This window comes from Streptomyces aculeolatus, from assembly GCF_020400605.1.
Classification (GTDB): domain Bacteria; phylum Actinomycetota; class Actinomycetes; order Streptomycetales; family Streptomycetaceae; genus Streptomyces; species Streptomyces aculeolatus.
This window is the reverse complement of sequence record NZ_JAINRD010000011.1, coordinates 200,790-220,125: the sequence shown is the minus strand read 5'-3', so window position 1 is coordinate 220,125 and position 19,336 is coordinate 200,790. Positions and strand designations below refer to the sequence as shown.

The 19,336-nt window shown below is 74.4% G+C and carries 15 protein-coding genes; 14 read left to right on the top strand and 1 reads right to left on the bottom strand.

Annotated elements, in window-relative coordinates; all coding sequences use genetic code 11:
* The first annotated feature begins 203 nt into the window (after positions 1-203).
* A complete protein-coding gene (locus LG396_RS20260; protein ID WP_225795833.1) occupies positions 204-1,352 on the top strand; it encodes a glycosyltransferase family 4 protein in 1,149 nt (382 codons plus the stop codon).
* A 72-nt stretch (positions 1,353-1,424) separates the two neighbouring features.
* Here LG396_RS20260 and LG396_RS20255 read toward each other — a convergent pair whose 3' ends face one another.
* The gene (locus LG396_RS20255; protein WP_100298581.1) at positions 1,425-3,230 is read right to left on the bottom strand and encodes a glycoside hydrolase family 15 protein; all 1,806 of its coding nucleotides are present in this window, start codon (positions 3,228-3,230) and stop codon (positions 1,425-1,427) included.
* Between the two features lie 271 nt (positions 3,231-3,501).
* Between LG396_RS20255 and pyrG the strand changes: the two genes are divergently transcribed.
* From pyrG to der, 13 genes are all read left to right on the top strand, one after another.
* Positions 3,502-5,256 (top strand): CTP synthase, encoded by a 1,755-nt coding sequence (gene pyrG, locus LG396_RS20250; RefSeq protein ID WP_037746449.1) that lies wholly within the window; start codon positions 3,502-3,504, stop codon positions 5,254-5,256.
* The gene (locus tag LG396_RS20245) at positions 5,256-5,888 is read left to right on the top strand and encodes an NUDIX domain-containing protein (RefSeq protein ID WP_018837341.1); all 633 of its coding nucleotides are present in this window, start codon (positions 5,256-5,258) and stop codon (positions 5,886-5,888) included. The genes pyrG and LG396_RS20245 overlap by 1 nt, the downstream gene beginning before the upstream one ends.
* A 118-nt stretch (positions 5,889-6,006) precedes the next feature.
* Positions 6,007-8,412: a tetratricopeptide repeat protein gene (locus LG396_RS20240; RefSeq protein ID WP_308190114.1), complete on the top strand. Its 2,406-nt coding sequence runs from the start codon at positions 6,007-6,009 to the stop codon at positions 8,410-8,412.
* Between the two features lie 139 nt (positions 8,413-8,551).
* Entirely contained in the window at positions 8,552-9,667 is a 1,116-nt protein-coding gene (ald, locus tag LG396_RS20235; RefSeq protein WP_225795832.1) for an alanine dehydrogenase, read from the top strand.
* Between the two features lie 267 nt (positions 9,668-9,934).
* Entirely contained in the window at positions 9,935-11,119 is a 1,185-nt protein-coding gene (locus LG396_RS20230) for a ParA family protein (protein WP_078524010.1), read from the top strand.
* Complete coding sequence (locus LG396_RS20225; RefSeq protein WP_225795846.1) at positions 11,116-11,847, top strand: hypothetical protein; 732 nt, start codon at positions 11,116-11,118, stop codon at positions 11,845-11,847. Before LG396_RS20230 ends, LG396_RS20225 begins: the two co-directional genes overlap by 4 nt.
* A 130-nt stretch (positions 11,848-11,977) precedes the next feature.
* Positions 11,978-13,288: a segregation/condensation protein A gene (locus LG396_RS20220; protein WP_225795831.1), complete on the top strand. Its 1,311-nt coding sequence runs from the start codon at positions 11,978-11,980 to the stop codon at positions 13,286-13,288.
* On the top strand, positions 13,285-14,007 hold the full coding sequence (gene scpB, locus LG396_RS20215) for an SMC-Scp complex subunit ScpB (protein WP_225795830.1): 723 nt from the start codon (positions 13,285-13,287) through the stop codon (positions 14,005-14,007). Before LG396_RS20220 ends, scpB begins: the two co-directional genes overlap by 4 nt.
* A gap of 22 nt (positions 14,008-14,029) precedes the next feature.
* On the top strand, positions 14,030-15,076 hold the full coding sequence (locus tag LG396_RS20210) for a pseudouridine synthase (RefSeq protein WP_018837348.1): 1,047 nt from the start codon (positions 14,030-14,032) through the stop codon (positions 15,074-15,076).
* Between the two features lie 123 nt (positions 15,077-15,199).
* The gene (locus tag LG396_RS20205; protein ID WP_225795829.1) at positions 15,200-16,285 is read left to right on the top strand and encodes a prephenate dehydrogenase; all 1,086 of its coding nucleotides are present in this window, start codon (positions 15,200-15,202) and stop codon (positions 16,283-16,285) included.
* Between the two features lie 88 nt (positions 16,286-16,373).
* Positions 16,374-17,084 (top strand): (d)CMP kinase, encoded by a 711-nt coding sequence (cmk, locus tag LG396_RS20200; RefSeq protein WP_018844576.1) that lies wholly within the window; start codon positions 16,374-16,376, stop codon positions 17,082-17,084.
* Between the two features lie 53 nt (positions 17,085-17,137).
* Positions 17,138-17,740, top strand: a complete 603-nt coding sequence (locus LG396_RS20195; RefSeq protein WP_225795845.1) for a lysophospholipid acyltransferase family protein — start codon at positions 17,138-17,140, stop codon at positions 17,738-17,740.
* Positions 17,741-17,820: 80 nt separating this feature from the next.
* Positions 17,821-19,311, top strand: coding sequence for a ribosome biogenesis GTPase Der (gene der / locus LG396_RS20190; RefSeq protein WP_225795828.1), 1,491 nt, complete (start codon positions 17,821-17,823; stop codon positions 19,309-19,311).
* The last annotated feature ends 25 nt before the right edge of the window (positions 19,312-19,336 follow it).

Here is a 19,336-nt window from a genome sequence, read left to right as displayed (position 1 = left end):
GGCGAAATGCACCGTGCTGTCCGCCCCCTTCGTGCGCCCTCCCGGCGCGCGACGGGCGTGCGGGGCGTCGCCCGGAAGGGTGGTGCATGTCTGACGTGTACGCCCGTACAGAGCGGTTGACGGCGCCGACCCGGGTCCGGCGGCTCCTCGGGAGTGGCATCCTGGGCAGGCCCTGCGACGCCACGGACAGGAGTTCCGGCCCAGTGAGCAGCACCCCCGCACCGCCCCACGGCCCGACCGCGCTGCACGCCGTGCAGCTCGTCGGCCGCGGCGAGGGCGGCAGCGGTGTCCATGTGCGCTCGCTGGCGGCCGGGTTGGTGGCCCGGGGCATCCGCGTCACGGTGGTCGCGACCCCCGCCACCGCCGAGCGCTACGGCTTCGCCGCGGCCGGTGCGAACGTCGCGCGGCTGCCCGAGCGCGGCGGTCTGGCCACCGCGCCGCTGTGCACGGCGACCGTGCTGCGCGCCGCGTGCGCGGGGGCGGACCTCGTCCACGCCCACGGCCTGCAGTGCGGGCTGATGGCGTGCTCGACGATCCTCGGCCAGCGCCGGCCACTGGTCGTCACCTGGCACACGAAGAGCCACCCTGATGGGGTACGGGGCCGGATGATGCCGCTCCTCGAACGACGGGTGTCCAGGACCGCGCGCGTCGTCCTCGGCGCCACCACCGACCTCGTCGACGGCGCCCGCCGCCGCGGCGCCCGTGACGCCCGCCTCGCGCCCATCGCCGTCCCCGCGCCCCGCCAGCCGCACCCGGGCGGCGACAGCACCGCGCTGCGCCGGCAGCAGGTGCGTGCGGAACTCGGCGCCCCGGACCGGCCCCTGGTGCTCACCGCCGCCCCGCTCGACGCGTACGACGCCCACGAGCCGCTGCTGGAGGCCGCCCGCATGTGGCGCGCGCTGCCGGAGCAGCCGCTGCTCGCCGTCGCGGGCGAAGGGCCGGCGCGGGGGAAGCTGCAGCGCCGTATCGACGCCGAGAAGCTGCCTGTACGGCTCCTGGGCCGCCGCGACGACCTGCCCCGGCTGCTGGCCGCCGCGGACGTCGCGGTGCTCTCCAGCCCGTGGGAGGCCCGCCCGGTGCTGGCCCAGGAGGCGCTGCACGCGGGCGCCCCGCTGGTGGCCACGGCGGTCGGCGGCGTCCCCGAACTCGTCGGCGACGCGGCGGAGCTGGTGCCGTACGGGGACGCCCGGGCGCTCGCCGACGCGGTGACGGGCCTCCTCAACGACCCGGCGCACCGCGTGGCGCTGTCCGCCGCGGGCCGCGCCCAGGCCGGCACCTGGCCGACGGAGGACGACACCGTCGCGCAGGTGCTGTCGATCTACGACGAGCTGATGACGTACGGAGACGCCTGACGGCCTCCCGCCGGGCGGCGGACGAGCACGCTCCGCCCCGGGCGCCTCCGCTGCCGCAGCCCCCGCGGAGCGCTACCCGTAGGCCCCTGACGCGCTCAGCCGCAGCGCCGTGTCGATCAGCGGCACGTGGCTGAACGCCTGCGGGAAGTTGCCCACTTGGCGCTGGAGGCGCGGGTCCCACTCCTCCGCGAGCAGCCCCAGGTCGTTCCTGAGCGCCAGCAGCTTCTCGAAGAGCTGCCGCGCCTCCTGCACCCGGCCGATCATCGCCAGGTCGTCCGCCATCCAGAACGAGCAGGCGAGGAACGCGCCTTCGTCGCCCGGCAGCCCGTCGCTGCCCGTCTCGTCGCCCGCGGTCGGGTAGCGGCGGATGAAGCCGTCGGGGGTGCCCAGCTCGCGCTGGATGGCCTCGATGGTGCCGATGACGCGCTTGTCGTCCGGCGGCAGGAAGCCGACCTGCGGAATCAGCAGCAGCGAGGCGTCCAGCTCCTGCGAGCCGTAGGACTGCGTGAAGGTGTTGCGCTGCCGGTCGTAGCCCTTCTCGCAGACGTCGCGGTGGATGTCGTCGCGCAGCCGCTGCCAGCGCTCCAGCGGGCCGTCCGCCTCACCGGACTCGATCAGCTTGATCGTGCGGTCGACGGCGACCCAGGTCATCACCTTGGAGTGGACGAAGTGCCGTCGCGGGCCGCGGACCTCCCACAGCCCCTCGTCGGGGCGGTCCCAGTTGTCCTCGACCCAGCGGATCATCTTCAGCTGCAGCAGCGAGGCGTAGTCGTTGCGGGCGAGGCCCGTCATGTGCGCGAGGTGCAGCGCCTCGACGACCTCGCCGTAGACGTCGAGCTGCAACTGCCCCGCGGCGCCGTTGCCGGCGCGCACCGGGCGGGAGCCCTCGTAGCCCGGCAGCCAGTCGAGCTCCGACTCGCCCAGCTCGCGCTCGCCCGCGATGCCGTACATGATCTGGAGGTTCTCCGGGTCGCCCGCGACGGCGCGCAGCAGCCACTCGCGCCAGGCGCGCGCCTCCTCGTGGTACCCGGTGCGCAGCAGGGACGACAGCGTGATGGCGGCGTCGCGCAGCCAGGTGAAGCGGTAGTCCCAGTTGCGTACGCCGCCGATGTCCTCGGGCAGCGAGGTGGTGGGCGCGGCGACGATGCCGCCCGTCGGCTCGTACGTGAGGGCCTTCAGCGTGATCAGCGAGCGGATCACGGCGTGCCGGTAGGGGCCGTGGTACGTACAGTGCTCGGTCCACTCCTGCCAGAAGTCCTCGGTGGCGGTGAGCGCCGCCTCCGGGTCGGCGGGCTGCGGCGGCTCGCGGTGCGAGGGCTGCCAGCTGATCGTGAACGCCAGCCGGTCGCCGGGGCCGACGGTGAAGTCGGAGTACGTGGTGAGGTCCCGGCCGTACGTCGGCACCGGGGCGTCGAGCCACACCGAGTCCGGCCCGGCGACGCCGACGGTGCGGCCGTCCTCGGTCTGGTGGACCCACGGGACGATACGGCCGTAGGAGAAGCGCATCCGCAGCGCCGAGCGCATCGGCACCCGGCCCGTGACGCCCTCCACGATGCGGATGAGCTGCGGGGAGGCGCCGTCGCGCGGCGGCATGAAGTCGATCAGGCGGACCGTGCCGCGGGGGGTGTCCCACTCGGACTCCAGCACCAGCGAGTCGCCCCGGTAGCGCCGGCGGGTCGCGGGCGGCGGGGAGCTCTCGGGGGCGTACGCGGGACCGAGGCGCCAGAAGCCGTGCTCCTCGGTCCCCAGTAGGGACGCGAACACCGCATGGGAGTCGAACCGGGGCAGGCAGAGCCAGTCGGCCGTGCCGTCGCGACGGACGAGCGCTGCCGTCTGCATGTCGCCCAGAAGTGCGTAGTCCTCGATCCGCCCGGCCACGTGCCTCTCCAGCTAGAAGTGCGTTCCGCAGAGGATAAAGCCTGCGCGCGTGCGCGCGCGCCACGGTCGCGGAATCCTCCTGGGCCGATCGGGTCGGGCGGGCGGGGAGCCGTCGGCCGCGGGCGGTGACCAGGGGATCACTGTTACCCTGGTAGCCCGTGGAGCGGAGGGCCGGCCGGGCATGTGGCGGCGGCGCTCGCCGAGCGACCCACCTCGATCTGGGGCACCCCGCCACGCACCTCATCAGCGACCACGGGAGCCCCTCTTGGCCATGCCATCCACGACGTCAAAGCACATCTTCGTCACGGGAGGCGTCGCCTCCTCGCTCGGCAAGGGGCTGACGGCCTCCAGCCTGGGCGCGCTGCTGAAGGCGCGCGGGCTGCGCGTCACGATGCAGAAGCTCGACCCGTATCTGAACGTCGACCCCGGCACGATGAACCCGTTCCAGCACGGTGAGGTCTTCGTCACCAACGACGGCGCGGAGACCGACCTCGACATCGGGCACTACGAGCGGTTCCTCGACGTCGACCTCGACGGCTCGGCGAACGTCACCACCGGCCAGGTCTACTCCACCGTGATCGCCAAGGAGCGGCGCGGCGAGTACCTGGGCGACACGGTGCAGGTGATCCCGCACATCACCAACGAGATCAAGTCCCGTATCCGGCGCATGGCGTCCGACGACGTCGACGTGGTGATCACGGAAGTCGGCGGGACCGTCGGCGACATCGAGTCGCTGCCGTTCCTGGAGGCCGTCCGCCAGGTGCGGCACGAGGTCGGCCGGGACAACGTGTTCGTCGTCCACATCTCGCTGCTGCCGTACATCGGCCCGTCCGGCGAGTTGAAGACCAAGCCGACGCAGCACTCGGTCGCCGCGCTGCGCAGCATCGGCATCCAGCCCGACGCGATCGTGCTGCGGGCGGACCGCGAGGTGCCGGCGGCGATCAAGCGCAAGATCTCGCTCATGTGCGACGTCGACGAGGCCGCGGTCGTCGCGGCCATCGACGCCAAGTCGATCTACGACATCCCCAAGGTGCTGCACGCGGAGGGCCTGGACGCGTACGTCGTCCGCAAGCTGGACCTGCCGTTCCGGGATGTGGCCTGGAGCCAGTGGGACGACCTGCTGCGGCGCGTGCACGAGCCGGCGCACGAGGTGACGATCGCGCTGGTCGGCAAGTACATCGACCTGCCCGACGCCTATCTGTCGGTCACCGAGGCGATCCGGGCCGGCGGCTTCGCCAACAACGCCCGCGCCAAGATCAAATGGGTCACGTCCGACGACTGCCGCACACCTCAGGGCGCCCGCAAGCACCTGGCGGACGTGGACGGCATCGTCATCCCCGGCGGCTTCGGCGAGCGCGGCGTGGAGGGCAAGATCGGCGCGATCACCTACGCGCGGGAGAACCGGGTGCCGCTGCTCGGCATCTGCCTCGGCCTCCACTGCATCGTCATCGAGGCGGCGCGCAACCTCGCGGGCATCACGGGCGCGAACTCCACGGAGTTCGACCAGGCCGCCACCGACCCGGTGATCTCCACCATGGAGGAGCAGCTCGACATCGTCGCCGGCGAGGGCGACATGGGCGGCACGATGCGCCTGGGGCTCTACCCGGCCAAGCTGGCGGAGGGCTCGGTGGTACGCGAGGCGTACGCGGACCAGCCGTACGTCGAGGAGCGCCACCGGCACCGCTACGAGGTGAACAACTCGTACCGCAGCGAGCTGGAGAAGAAGGCCGGCCTCGCCTTCTCCGGCACCTCCCCGGACAACAAGCTCGTGGAGTACGTCGAGTACCCGCGCGAGGTGCACCCGTACCTGGTCTCCACCCAGGCCCACCCCGAGCTGCGCTCCCGGCCGACCCGGCCGCACCCGCTGTTCGCCGGGCTGGTGAAGGCATCCGTCGCCCGACAGCAGGAGGCCGGGCAGCAGACGGAAGCACAGCAGAAGGGCGGCGTGCAGCCGCAGGCCGGCACGCAGGGCGCGCACGCCGGTGCGCAGAAGCCGGTGGCCGCCGTGCGCGAGGGGGGCAAGTGATGGCCGGGCAGTTGCGGGACACCGCGGCCGAGTGGAAGGTCGTCGGCTCCGAGACGCCGTTCAAGGGCGCCAAGACCGCCGTACGCACCGACGACGTGGTGATGCCCGACGGCACCGTCGCCCGCCGCGACTACCAGGTCCACCCCGGCTCGGTCGCCGTCCTCGCCCTCGACGACGAGGACCGCGTGCTGGTGCTCAACCAGTACCGCCACCCCGTACGGCAGAAGCTCTGGGAGATCCCCGCCGGGCTCCTCGACGTGCCCGGCGAGAACCCGCTGAGCGCCGCGCAGCGCGAGCTGTACGAGGAGGCGCACGTCAAGGCCGACGACTGGCGCGTGCTGGTCGACGTCTACACCACTCCGGGCGGCTGCGACGAGGCCGTGCGCGTCTTCCTCGCCCGCGGCGTGACCGAGGCGGAGGGCGAGCGCTACGCCGCGCACGGCGAGGAGCTGGACCTCACGCTCGACCGGGTGCCGGTGGCCGACCTGCTGCGCGGGGCCCTCGCCGGGGACCTGCACAACAACTGCCTGATGCTCGGTGTGCTGGCGCTCCACGCGGCCCGCACGGACGGCGGCCTCGACGCGCTGCGCCCGGCGAACGCCCCCTGGCCGGCCCGTCCGTTCACGCCCTGAGCGGTGCCGGTGGGGGGCCGCCGGGCGGTTGATCCGATGCGGTGATCTTCGTTCCGGCGTTCGGCCATGTGCCGACACGTGACCCGCCCTTCACGCTGGGTGAATTACGCTCACCGGCGTGACGGAACAGGCCGCCCCCCACCGGTTCGTCGGCAGGACCCGCGAGCTCGACGCCCTGCGGGCCGACATCGCGCGCGCCGGTCTCGACACCCTCGCCGGCCGCCCCGCCCCCCGCAGCCGGGTGCTGCTGATCGCCGGGCGGCCGGGCTCCGGGCGCAGCGCACTCGCCGCCGAGCTGGCCCGCGGCGTCGCGGCGGACTACCCCGGCGGCGTGCACACCGCGCGGCTCTCCGGCCCCGGCGGCGAGGCGGTGCCGCTGGAGCGGGCCGTACGCGACCTCCTCGACGCCCTCGGCGTCCCGCCGGTCGCCGGGGCCGGCCCCGAGCACCTCGCAGGCGAGCTGCGTACCGCGCTGGCCGAGCGCTCCGCCCTGCTCGTCCTCGACGACGTCACCGCCCCCGAGCAGCTCCTCGAACTCGTCCCGGAGTCCCGCGACTGCCTCGTCGTCGCCGTCGCCGAGGGGCCGCTGAAGGGTGTGCCGGACGTCCGGCCGTGCACCCTGGGCGGGCTGGAGCCGGCGGCGGCGCTGGCGCTCATCGCCTCGTACGCGGGGGAGACCCGCATCGCCTGCGACCCCGAGGCCACGCACGTGCTGGCCGAGGAGTGCGCCGGCCACCCCGCGGCGCTGGTGCTGGCCGGCGGCTGGCTCGCCGGGCACCCGCAGGCGTGCGTCGCCGACGCCGTACGGGAGCTGCGCCGCAAGGGCGACAGCACCGAGGGCTCCGCCGGGCGGCCGTCCGGCCCGAAGGCGCTGGCGCGGGCGTTCCGGCTCGTATACGAATCGCTGCCGCCGTCGGTCGCGCAGCTGCTGCGGCTGCTGCCGCTGGCCCCCGCCGGGCTCGTCGACGCCCACTCCGCCTCCGCGCTCGCCGGCTGCACCGTCGCCGCGGCCCGCAGCACGCTCGCGGACTGCGCGGGCCAGGGCCTGCTGCGCGAGGTGCCGCAGCCGGAGCAGGTGAGCCTCGCGCAGTACGAGGTGCCCGGTTGCCTTCAGCCGCTGCTGTACGGGGCGCTGGAGGCGGCTGCGGGGCAGGAGGAGGTGCTGCTCGCCCGGGCCCGGATGCTGGAGCGGTACGTACGCCTGCTGCAGTCCTGCCGCGCCGTCACGGAGCCCGCGGGATCCGCGGTGCACACCCGGCTCGCGGGGCTGCCGCGGGCGCTGCGCTTCCCGTCCCGGGAGGCCGCCGCGGCGTGGCTGCGCAGCCGGCTGCCGTCGCTGCTGGCAGCGGCCCGGACGGCGGTCGCCGACGGGGAGCTGGACACGCTGGCGCGGCGGCTGGTCGCCGCGCTGTCGCGGGCGCTGGGCGCGCACCGCGGCGAGGCGGAGGCCGCCCCCGAGCAGTACCGGCTGCACGAGCTGGTGCTGGGCGTCGCCGAGCGGCGCGGGCTGGTGTGGGAGAAGGCGGCGGCGCTGCTCAACCTCGGCGACCTGGACCTGCGCGCGGAGCGGCCCGCGGAGGCGCTCGGCCGGTACCGGGGGGCGCTCGCGGCGGCGCGCGAGGCGCGGGATCCGCAGCCGGTGGGCCGCGCGCTGGAGTCGGTCGGGGCGGCGTACCAGGAGCTGCGGGACTGGGGCCGGGCGGCGGACTGGTTCGGGCGGGCGCTGGCGCTGCGGCAGACGCGCGGCGAGCTGGCCGACGAGGCGCGGCTGCGGGCGCGGCTCGGGGCGGTGCACACGTACGCCGGGGCCTGGGGCTGGGCGCTGCGCGAGTGGCGCGCGGCGGCGGCGGCGCACCGCAGGCTCGGGGACGTCGGCGGGCACGCGCGGGCGCTCGGCGAGGTGGCGCGGGTGCAGCAGTACGCGGGGTATCCGCTGGAGGCCATCAGGACGTGCACGCGCGCGATGGACGTGGCGCGGCTCTCGGGCGACACCGCGCTGCGCGCGGCGGTGCAGCTGCGGCTGGCGGACCTCGTCGACGAGGTCGGCGACCCGGAGGCCGCGGAGCTGCACCGGGCGGCGGCGGGGCGGCTGGGGGAGCAGGTCCCGGAGGCGGCCGCGCTGCCGGCAGCCGCCGCGGCGGCCGTTGCGGAACGGGAAGCGGAGCGCGCGGGCGGGCCGGCGCCGGTGGCCGCGGCCGAGCCGGTCGCGGGGCCGGGGACGGCGCCCGTGAGCGGGCCCGAAGGCGGGCCCGAGGCGGCTCCCGGAGCGGGGCCCGAGGCGGCTCCCGCAGCCGGATCCGGAGCCGGCTCCGAGCGGATGGACGGCGACGCTCCGGGGGACGGCGAAGGCGCCCCCCCACCCGCCCCGGAGACCGTTGCGGAGGGCCCCGCGGAGCCCGCGCCGCCGCCCGCCGAGGTGGTCGAGGTCGTGGCGGAGGCCGCCGCCGGGGAGGCCGGGGAAGCCGCCCCCGGGGAGGGCCCGAAGGCCGGACCGGCACCTCGCCCGGCCGCCGCGGACCTGTGAATCCATCGACACATCGCAGAAATCTGCCAGTTTCAAAGGCTGGACTCAGAGAACTCCTTCATTAAGAATGACCAAGCCGCGGCGGTCACCCCGACCGGGGCCTGACGAGATTCCCTCACCCCAAGGACCGTGATCCATCGTGAAGGTCGGCATTCCACGCGAGGTCAAGAACAACGAGTTCCGGGTGGCCATCACGCCTGCCGGAGTGCACGAGCTGGTCCGCCACCGCCACGACGTCGTCGTGGAGCAGGGCGCGGGCCTCGGCTCGTCCATCCCCGACGAGGAGTACGTCGCGGCCGGGGCGGCGATCCTGCCCACGGCCGACGCCGTGTGGGCGGCCGCGGACCTGGTGCTGAAGGTCAAGGAGCCGATCGCGGAGGAGTACCACCGCCTCCGCAAGGGCCAGGTGCTCTTCACCTACCTCCACCTCGCCGCCTCCCGCCCGTGCACCGAAGCGCTGCTGGAGTCCGGCACCACCGCCATCGCGTACGAGACGGTGGAGACCGCCGACCGGCAACTGCCGCTGCTCGCCCCGATGTCCGAGGTCGCCGGCCGGCTCGCGCCGCAGGTCGGCGCGTACCACCTGATGCGCTCGCAGGGCGGCCGCGGCGTGCTCCCGGGCGGTGTGCCCGGGGTCGTGCCGGGGCAGGCGGTCGTGATCGGCGGCGGCGTCTCCGGCTGGAACGCCACGCAGATCGCCGTCGGCATGGGCTTCCACGTCACGCTGCTCGACACCGACGTGCGCAAGCTGCGCGAGGCGGACAAGGTCTTCGGCACGAAGGTGCGCACCCTCGCCTCCAACGCCTACGCGCTGGAGCAGGCCGTGCTGGAAGCCGACCTCGTGATCGGGGCGGTGCTCATCCCCGGCGCGAAGGCGCCGAAGCTCGTCGACAACGGGCTGGTGTCGCGGATGAAGCCGGGAAGTGTCCTTGTCGATATCGCGATCGACCAGGGCGGCTGCTTCGCCGATTCGCGTCCCACCACGCACGCGGAGCCGGCCTTCCAGGTCCACGACTCGGTCTTCTACTGCGTCGCGAACATGCCCGGCGCGGTGCCCAACACGTCCACGTACGCGCTGACCAACGCCACCCTGCCGTACATCGTCAAGCTCGCGAACCTCGGCTGGCGGGCCGCGCTGCGCGGCGACCCGGCGCTCGCGCTCGGCCTCAACACCCACGAAGGCCAGGTCGTTTACGGTCCCGTGGCGGAGGCGCACTCGCTTCCGGTGGCCGAACTCGCGCGCGCGCTGGGCTGATTTCGCGCAGGTGCGCGGCACATCGACCACATCGGCGACACCGTCAACTCCGGTTCACCGGCCGAACCTTGTCACCAGGGGTTCGGCCGGCCGCCGTACCGTCGAAAAGGGCGCCCGAAGTGGTGTTCCACACCTGACACATCGTGCTCTGTCTGCGGGATTGTGTTGCTGCGGGACCCCGACACGCCATAGAGTCGCCAATCGTCGGCATGGTGCCACGCTGACCAATCGAGAAGTGCCCTGGTCACCAAGGAGGTAGGACGACTTGTGAATGAGTCGACATTTGCTCCCGGGGGTGGTCGTCCAGGCACGCCTGCGCGGGGCCACGGATCCTCGGGGGTGGAGGCGCCTGTCGGCTCCGTCGCCGTCCACACCTTCTCGGCACACGCACACCAGGGCGGAAACGTATACCAGAGCATGGACGGTCATCACGTGAACGCCATGACCGGCAGCCAGAGCGGCGGCGAGGACACCACACGTATCGCCGCATCCGCCACCTCCGACTTCGAGGACCTGTCAGAAGGTCACTTCTACGATCCGGACGCGGACTACGAGCCGGATCCCGAGTACGCCGCGACGCTCGCCCCCGACGCCGCCCGGCAGCGCCGGGAGCGCATCGGTCCCACGGGCCGCCCGCTGCCGTACTTCCCCATCCCGGGCCCGGTCACCGACCACGGCCCGGCGAAGGTCATCGCCATGTGCAACCAGAAGGGCGGCGTCGGCAAGACCACGTCGGCCATCAACCTGGGCGCGGCGCTGGCCGAGTACGGCCGCCGCGTGCTGCTCGTGGACTTCGACCCGCAGGGCGCGCTCTCCGTCGGCCTCGGGGTCAACCCCATGGAGCTGGACCTCACCGTCTACAACCTGCTCATGGAGCGGGGCATGTCGGCCGACGAGGTGCTGCTCAAGACGGCCGTGCCCAACATGGACCTGCTGCCCAGCAACATCGATCTCTCCGCCGCCGAGGTGCAGTTGGTCAGCGAGGTGGCGCGGGAGCAGACGCTCCAGCGCGCGCTGCGCCCGCTGCTGCCCGAGTACGACTACGTCGTCATCGACTGCCAGCCGTCGCTGGGTCTGCTCACGGTCAACGCACTGACCGCGGCGCACAAGGTGATCGTGCCGCTGGAGTGCGAGTTCTTCGCCCTGCGCGGCGTCGCGCTGCTCACCGAGACGATCGAGAAGGTCCAGGAGCGGCTCAACCCCGACCTGGAGCTGGACGGCATCCTCGCCACGATGTACGACTCGCGGACGGTGCACAGCCGCGAGGTGCTGGCCCGCGTCGTCGAGGCCTTCGACGACCACGTCTACCACACGGTCATCGGGCGCACCGTCCGGTTCCCCGAGACCACCGTGGCCGGCGAGCCCATCACCTCGTACGCCTCGAACTCCGTGGGCGCGGCCGCCTACCGCCAGCTCGCCAGGGAGGTGCTCGCCCGGTGCCACGCCGAGTGAGCCTGCCCGGGGCCGACGAGCTTTTCCGCACCACCGGGGGGACCGCGCTCCAGTCGTCCACGCCGCAGGCGGACCGGCAGCGGGCCAACGGCGAGGCGCCCGGCGGCAGTCCGCGGGTACCCGCGCCGAGCCGCGAGGGCGACTCCGAGGCGGCGGCAGGCGGTCAGGAGGCGGAGCCCGGCGCTGACGCCGGGGAGGCGGGCGCGGAGGAACCCGGCGGCCCCGGAGGCACCGGCGACGGCGCCCGGGCCGGCGCGGGCACCGGCCAGGCCGCACCGGCGGCCCCGGCGGGCGGCAAGCGCACCGCGGGCAGCCCCGCTTCGCGGCGGGACCCCGAGGCGACCGAACACGGCGGCCGGGAGGCGAGCGCCGAGGCCGCACCTGGCGGGCGGGCCCGGCAGGGCGAGCGCGAGCCGGCGGCCCAGGCCCGGACGAAGTCCGCGCGGCAGAGCGGCGGTTCCGCCGCGGCGGCCCAGCCCAGGCGCGGCCGGGGCCGCGGCGCGGCGCGGCGGCCCAGCGGCCGCGAGCGGCACGACGAGAAGATCACGGTCTACGTCTCCGCCGAGGAGCTGATGGACCTGGAGCACGCCAGGCTCGTGCTCCGCGGCGACCACGGCCTCGCGGTGGACCGCGGCCGGATCGTCCGCGAGGCCGTCGCGGTGGTGCTGGCCGACCTGGAGTCGCGCGGCGACGCGAGCATCCTCGTACGCCGCCTGCGGGGCCGCTGACACCCCCCACCCGTACGTCCCGGCCGCGGCGCGCCGTTCGGCCGCCGCCCGGCCCGTACCGGATGACCTGGGCGCCGCCCCGCCGGACGGCAACCCGGCGGGCACCGCCGCGAGCGATACGCTGCGAGCGATGGACGACAGTCACGACGACCCGCAGCGCCCCGCGCGTACCGCCCGGCGCTCCCTCGGCCGCGGCCCCGGGGTCGCCGCGACGCCCACCAAGCCCGCTCCGCGGCCCGCGGAACCGGATCCGGTACGGGAGCCGTACCCCGAGCCGATGCCCCTGCCGCAGCCGGAACCGGCGCCCGTGCCCGGGCCGGAGGCGCCGCCGCTGCCCATCCCGGGCCCCGCACCGCGGCCGGACGAGCCGACCCCCGCGCCGGCCCCGCCGGAGCCCGACCCGGGGCCGCTGCCGGACCCCGAGCCGGAGACCGAACCCGCACCGGCGGGCCCCGGCGGCACGGACCCCGCAGAGGAGGCGCCTGCCGAGAGCGAGCCGCCCCCCGGGCCCGGCGGCGACCCCGGGCCCAGGACCGGCGCCGCACCCGCTCCCGCCGGCGCCCCGGGACCCGGTCCCGAGACCGGCGCCGACGACGCCGACGGCGCCGACGACGGCGCCTTCCGGGTCCGGCTCGCCAACTTCGAGGGCCCCTTCGACCTCCTCCTCCAGCTCATCTCCAAGCACAAGCTGGACGTCACCGAGGTCTCCCTGCACCGCGTCACCGACGACTTCATGGCCCACATCCGCGCCATGGGACCCGACTGGGACCTCGACCAGACCACCGAGTTCCTCGTCGTCGCCGCCACCCTCCTCGACCTCAAGGCCGCCCGTCTGCTGCCCGCCGCCGAGGTCGAGGACGAGGAGGACCTCGCGCTGCTGGAGGCCCGTGACCTGCTGTTCGCCCGGCTCCTGCAGTACCGCGCGTACAAGGAGATAGCGGGCATCTTCCACCGCCGGCTGGAGGAGGAGTCGCAGCGCCACCCCCGTACCGTCGGGCTGGAGCCGCACCACGCGGAGCTGCTGCCCGAAGTGGTCATCAGCATCGGCCCGGAGGGCTTCGCCCGGCTCGCGGTCAAGGCGATGCAGCCCAAGCCTGTGCCGCAGGTCTACGTCGACCACATCCACGCCCCGCTCGTCAGCGTCCAGGAGCAGGCGCAGATCGTCGTCTCCCGGCTGCGCGAGCACGGCTCCGTCAGCTTCCAGGAGCTGATCGCCGACGCCCCCGACCCGCTGACCGTCGTCGCCCGGTTCCTGGCGCTGCTGGAGCTGTACCGGGAGCGGGCCGTGGCCCTCGACCAGGAAGGCGCGCTGGAGCCGCTGACGGTGCGGTGGACGGGGCGGGAGGATGCGGTGCCGGTGGTCACCGACGAGTTCGACACCGCGCCCGGCGACGCCGACGAGGCCGGCCGGAACGAAGGCGAAGGCGAGGACGAGCGATGAGCGACGCAGTGGCGGACGCCGCGGGCGGACCCGAAGCGGCGGAGGCGGCGGGCGCACCGGGTACGGAACCGGAGGCGGAGGGGGAGGCGCAGGTACAGGCAGACGCGGAGACAGGGGACGCGAAGGAGGCGAGCCCCACCGCCGGACTCCCGCTGCGCCCCGCGCTCGAAGCCGTCCTGATGGTCGTCGACGAGCCCGTCACCGCCGCCCACCTGGCCAAGGTCCTCGACCGCCGCCCCCGCGAGATCACCGACGCGCTGCGCGAGCTGTCCGACGAGTACACCGTCCAGGGCCGCGGCTTCGACCTGCGCCACGTCGCCGGCGGCTGGCGCTTCTACACCCGCGCCGCCTACGCGCCGGCCGTCGAGGGCTTCGTCCTCGACGGCCAGCAGTCCCGGCTCACCCAGGCCGCGCTGGAGACCCTGGCGGTCGTCGCGTACCGCCAGCCGGTTTCCCGCTCCCGCGTCTCCGCGGTCCGCGGAGTCAACTGCGACGGCGTCATGCGCACGCTCCTCCAGCGCGGGCTTATCGAGGAGGCGGGCACGGAGGACGGAACAGGTGCGATCCTGTACAGGACGACGAACTACTTCCTGGAGCGGATGGGCCTGCGCGGCCTGGACGAGCTCCCCGAGCTGGCCCCGTTCCTCCCGGACGCGGCCGCGGTGGAGGGCGAGTCCCAGGAGGGTGTCCCGTCGTTCGACGTGGATGACGACACCTGACCAACCAACGGACTGACGGTAGATGCGAAGCAGCGGCGGCAGGAACAGCAGGAAGCCCTCGGGCTCCGACCCCCGGGGGGCGGGCGGCAAGCGCGACGCGCAACAGCGCCGGCAGGGCCGTCCCCGCTCCGACGAGCGGGGACGCCCCCGCCCCGAGGAGCGGCGGTACGAGAAGTCCGGTGCCCCCCAGGGCGAGCGCCCGGGCGGCCCGGGGAAGGGGGGGCGGGGGCGCGGCGGCGCGCCGAACAGGCCCGCGCGCTCCCGTGAGTACGACGCGCAGTTGGAGGAGCGGACCAGGGCCCGGCACGACAAGCCGCAGCGCGCGCTGCCCAAGACGTTCGGCGAGCAGGAGGGCGAGCGGCTGCAGAAGGTGCTGGCGCGCGCCGGCATGGGCTCGCGGCGCGCCTGCGAGGAGCTGATCGAGCAGGCGCGGGTGGAGGTCAACGGGCGCATCGTCAGGGAGCAGGGGCTGCGCGTCGACCCGGAGAAGGACGAGATCAAGGTCGACGGGCTGACGGTGGCCACGCAGTCGTACCTCTTCTTCGCCCTCAACAAGCCCGTCGGCGTCGTCTCCTCCATGGACGACCCCGAGGGCCGGCAGAACCTCGGCGACTACGTGGACAACCGCGAGACCCGGCTCTTCCACGTCGGCCGCCTGGACACCGAGACCGAGGGCATCATCCTGCTCACCAACCACGGCGAGCTGGCCCACCGCCTCACCCACCCCCGCTACGGCGTGAAGAAGACCTACCTCGCCGCCATCCAGGGCCCGCTCCCGCGCGACCTGGGCAAGCGGCTGAAGAGCGGCATCCAGCTCGACGACGGCTACGCCAAGGCCGACGACTTCCGGGTGGTGGAGAACACCGGCAAGAACTACCTGGTCGAGGTGGTGCTGCACGAGGGCCGCAAGCACATCGTGCGGCGGATGCTCTCCGAGGCGGGCTTCCCGGTCGACAAGCTGGTACGGACCCGCTTCGGCCCGATCGCGCTGGGCGACCAGAAGTCGGGCTGGCTGCGGCGGCTGACCAACACCGAGGTCGGGATGCTGATGAAGGAGGTCGGGCTCTGACGGCCGGGGGCCGCGGGCCCGTACGCCCGTAGCCCTCGACGCCGGCACCGCCCGTACGGCCGCCGCACGGCGTCCGGCGGCCTCCCCGCGCCCCGCGGGGCGGCCGCCGCGTATCCTTGCGCCGTGCGTACCGCCCTCGTCATCGGCACCGGCCTCATCGGCACCTCCGCCGCCCTGGCGCTGACCCGCAGAGGCGTCACGGTCCACCTCCAGGACGAGAACACCGACCAGGCCCGTACGGCCGCCGCCCTCGGGGCCGGCACCGACGAGCCGCCCGCCGCCCCCGTGGACCTCGCCGTCGTCGCCGTGCCGCCGGCACTCACCGGCCGCACCCTCGCCGACGCCCAGCGCCGCGGCGCGGCCCGGGGCTACCTGGACGTCGCCAGCGTCAAGGGCGGGCCCCGCCGCTCCCTCGAAGAGCTGGGCGGCGACCTCACCTCCTACATCGGCAGCCACCCCATGGCCGGCAGCGAGCGCTCCGGCCCGCTGGCCGCCACCGCGGAGCTGTTCGAGGGCCGCCCCTGGGTGCTGAGCCCGGCGGAGACCACCGACACCGAGGTGCTCAACCTCGCGCTGGAGCTGGTCGCGCTCTGCCGCGCCGTGCCCGTGGTGATGGACGCCGACGCCCACGACCGCGCCGTCGCCCTCGTCTCGCACACCCCGCAGCTCGTCTCCAGCATGGTGGCCGCCCGGCTCCGGGACGCCGAGGAGGCCGCGGTCCGGCTGTGCGGGCAGGGCATCAGGGACGTCACGCGCATCGCCGCCTCGGACCCGGGGATGTGGATCGACATCCTCTCGGCCAACCCCGGCCCGGTCGCCGAGGTGCTGGCCGAGGTCGCCGCCGACCTGGACGAGACGGTACGGGCGCTGCGCGCGCTCCAGGCCGCCGACGACGCCAAGCGCCGCACCGGCGCGGCCGGCATCGAGGACGTGCTCCGCCGCGGCAGCGCGGGCCGCGAGCGGGTGCCCGGCAAGCACGGCGCCGCCCCCGCGGACTACGAGACCGTCACCGTGCTCATCGGCGACCGGCCGGGCGAGCTGGCCCGGATCTTCGCCGACGCCGGGGCGGCCGGGGTCAACATCGAGGACGTCCGCATCGAGCACGCCACCGGGCAGCAGGCGGGCCGGGTGCAGCTCATGGTCGAGCCGCCGGCCGCGCACGCGCTCACCACCGCGCTGCGGGAGCGCGGGTGGCCCCTGAGGCAGTGATTGGGGCCCGGGAAGGTGGCAGTAATCTAGTGCCGCACGAGTTCGGCTTTACTCCGTCGTAGACCTGAGGAAGGGTGTCGTTCGCCCCGTGGACAGCGCTGCCAAGGCCCAGCGGGCCCCCGTGATCGTCGCCATCGACGGCCCCGCCGGCACGGGCAAGTCGAGCACGTCCCGGGCCGTCGCCGCCCGGCTCGGCCTGCGCTACCTCGACACCGGCGCCCAGTACCGGGCGGCCGCCTGGTGGATGCTGGGCAACGGCGTGGACGTGGCAGACGCCGCGGCCATCGCCGCCGCCGCCGAGAAGCCGCAGATCGTCTCCGGCACCGACCCGGGGGCGCCCACGATCACCGTGGACGGCGCGGACGCCGCGGGCCCGATCCGTACCCAGGAGGTCACCGCGGCGGTCAGCGCCGTCAGCGCGGTGCCGGAGGTGCGGACGCGGATCACCGCCCTGCAGCGCTCGATCGCGGCCCAGTCCGTGAAGAGCGGCGGGATCGTGGTCGAGGGCCGGGACATCGGCACGACCGTGCTGCCGGACGCGGACGTGAAGATCTTCCTCACGGCCTCCGAGGAGGTACGGGCCGCCCGCCGCAGCGGCGAGCTGAAGGGCAAGGACGCCCGCGACCTGGCGGCCACGCAGGCGTCGCTGGCCCGGCGCGACGCCGCGGACTCCGGCCGCAAGGTCTCGCCACTCGCCAAGGCCGGGGACGCCACCGAGGTGGACACGACGGAACTGACCCTGGAGCAGGTCATCCAGTACGTCGTGACCCTCGTCGAAGAGAAGCAGCAGGGTCGGTGACCCAACCGGCCGGCGCGGTGCCGGAGACACGGGGTGCGCTCGTCGGGCGGCGGATGTCCGCGCCCGTCATGCACGGCTACTTCAGGCCGCGGATACTCGGCGCCTGGCGGATGCCTGCCAGCGGGCCCGTGATCCTGGCCGGGAACCACTCCCACAACGTCGACGGCCCGCTGCTCATGGGCACCTCGCCGCGGCCGGTGCACTTCCTGATCAAGCAGGAGGCGTTCGTCGGGATCGTCGGCTGGTACCTGCGTACCATCGGACAGGTGGCCATCGACCGCACGACGGCCGACCGGGCGGCGATCACCCGCGCGCTCGGGGTGCTGGACGAAGGCGGCGTGCTCGGGATCTTCCCCGAGGGCAGCAGGGGAGAGGGCGACTTCTCCTCGATCCGCGCGGGCCTCGCGTACTTCGCGGTGCGCTCCGGTGCCCCGGTGGTGCCGGTCGCGGTGCTGGGCACCGCGGAGCGGCGCAGCCGCGTGGTCAAGGCGCTGCCGCCGGTGCGCTCGCACGTGGACATCGTCTTCGGCGAGCCCTTCCAGGCCGGGTCGCCGGACGGGCGGCGTACCCGCAAGGCGATGGACGAGGCGACGCTGCGCATCCAGGACCGGCTGACCGCGCACCTGGCCGCCGCCAGGCGGGACACCGGCCGCTAGGGCCGCCAGACCAGACGTGAAGGCCGCGGGCCCGGCCACCGGGCCGTACGCGGCCGAGAAACGCAAGGACGAGGAACGTGATGAGCGAGACCGGCATCTCCCCGGAGCAGGGCCCGGACGGCGCGCCCCACGGCGACGAGCACGGGGAGCTGGGCGACGCCGAGTACGCCGAGTTCATGGAGCTGGCCGCCGAGGAGGGCTTCGACCTCGACGAGGTCGAGGGCGACCTCGCGCGGGCCGGGCACGGCCCGTTGCCCGTGGTGGCCGTCGTCGGCCGTCCGAACGTCGGCAAGTCGACTCTGGTGAACCGCATCATCGGCCGCCGCGAGGCCGTCGTGGAGGACCGCCCCGGCGTCACCCGCGACCGCGTGTCGTACGAGGCAGAGTGGGCGGGCCGCCGCTTCAAGGTCGTCGACACCGGCGGCTGGGAGCAGGACGTGCTCGGCATCCACGCCTCCGTGGCGGCGCAGGCCGAGTTCGCGGTGGAGGCCGCGGACGCCGTCGTCTTCGTCGTGGACACGCAGACGGGCGCCACGGACACCGACGAGGCCGTCGTGAAGATGCTGCGCCGGGCCGGCAAGCCGGTGGTGCTCTGCGCCAACAAGGTCGACGGGCAGTCCGGCGAGGCGGAGGCGGCGTACCTGTGGTCGCTCGGCCTCGGCGAGCCCCACCCGGTCTCCGCGCTGCACGGCCGCGGCACCGGCGACATGCTCGACGCGGTGCTCGATGTGCTCCCGGACGCGCCCGCGCAGTCGTTCGGCGACGGGCTAGGCGGGCCGCGCCGGGTGGCGCTCATCGGGCGGCCGAACGTCGGCAAGTCGTCGATGCTCAACAAGCTCGCCAAGGAGGACCGCGTCGTCGTGGACGACGTCGCGGGCACCACCCGGGACCCGGTGGACGAGCTGATCCAACTGGGCGGGAAGACCTGGCGGTTCGTCGACACCGCCGGCATCCGGCGGCGGGTCCACCTCCAGGAGGGCGCCGACTACTACGCCTCGCTGCGCACCGCCGCGGCGCTGGAGAAGGCGGAGGTCGCGGTCGTCCTCGTGGACGCCGGCGAGACGCTGGCCGTGCAGGACACCCGGATCATCTCCATGGCCGTCGACGCCGGTCGGGCCCTGGTCATCGCCTACAACAAGTGGGACCTGCTGGACGACGAGCGCCGGTTCTACCTGGAGCGCGAGATCGAGCGCGACCTCGTGCAGGTGCAGTGGGCACCGCGGGTCAACGTCTCGGCCCGTACCGGACGGCACATGGAGAAGCTGGTGCCCGCGCTGGAGACGGCGCTGGCGGGCTGGGAGACGCGGGTGCCGACCGGCAGGCTCAACGCCTTCCTCGGCGAGCTGGTGGCCGGGCAGCCGCACCCGGTGCGCGGCGGCAAGCAGCCGCGGATCCTCTTCGGCACCCAGGCGGGCACGAGGCCGCCGCGGTTCGTGCTCTTCGCCTCGGGGTTCATCGAGGCGAACTACCGGCGCTTCATCGAGCGGCGGCTGCGCGAGGAGTTCGGCTTCGAGGGCAGCCCGATCCGCATTTCGGTACGGGTGCGGGAGAAGCGGGGCCGCAAGAAGTAGCGGCCCCGGCTCCGGACGGGTGCGC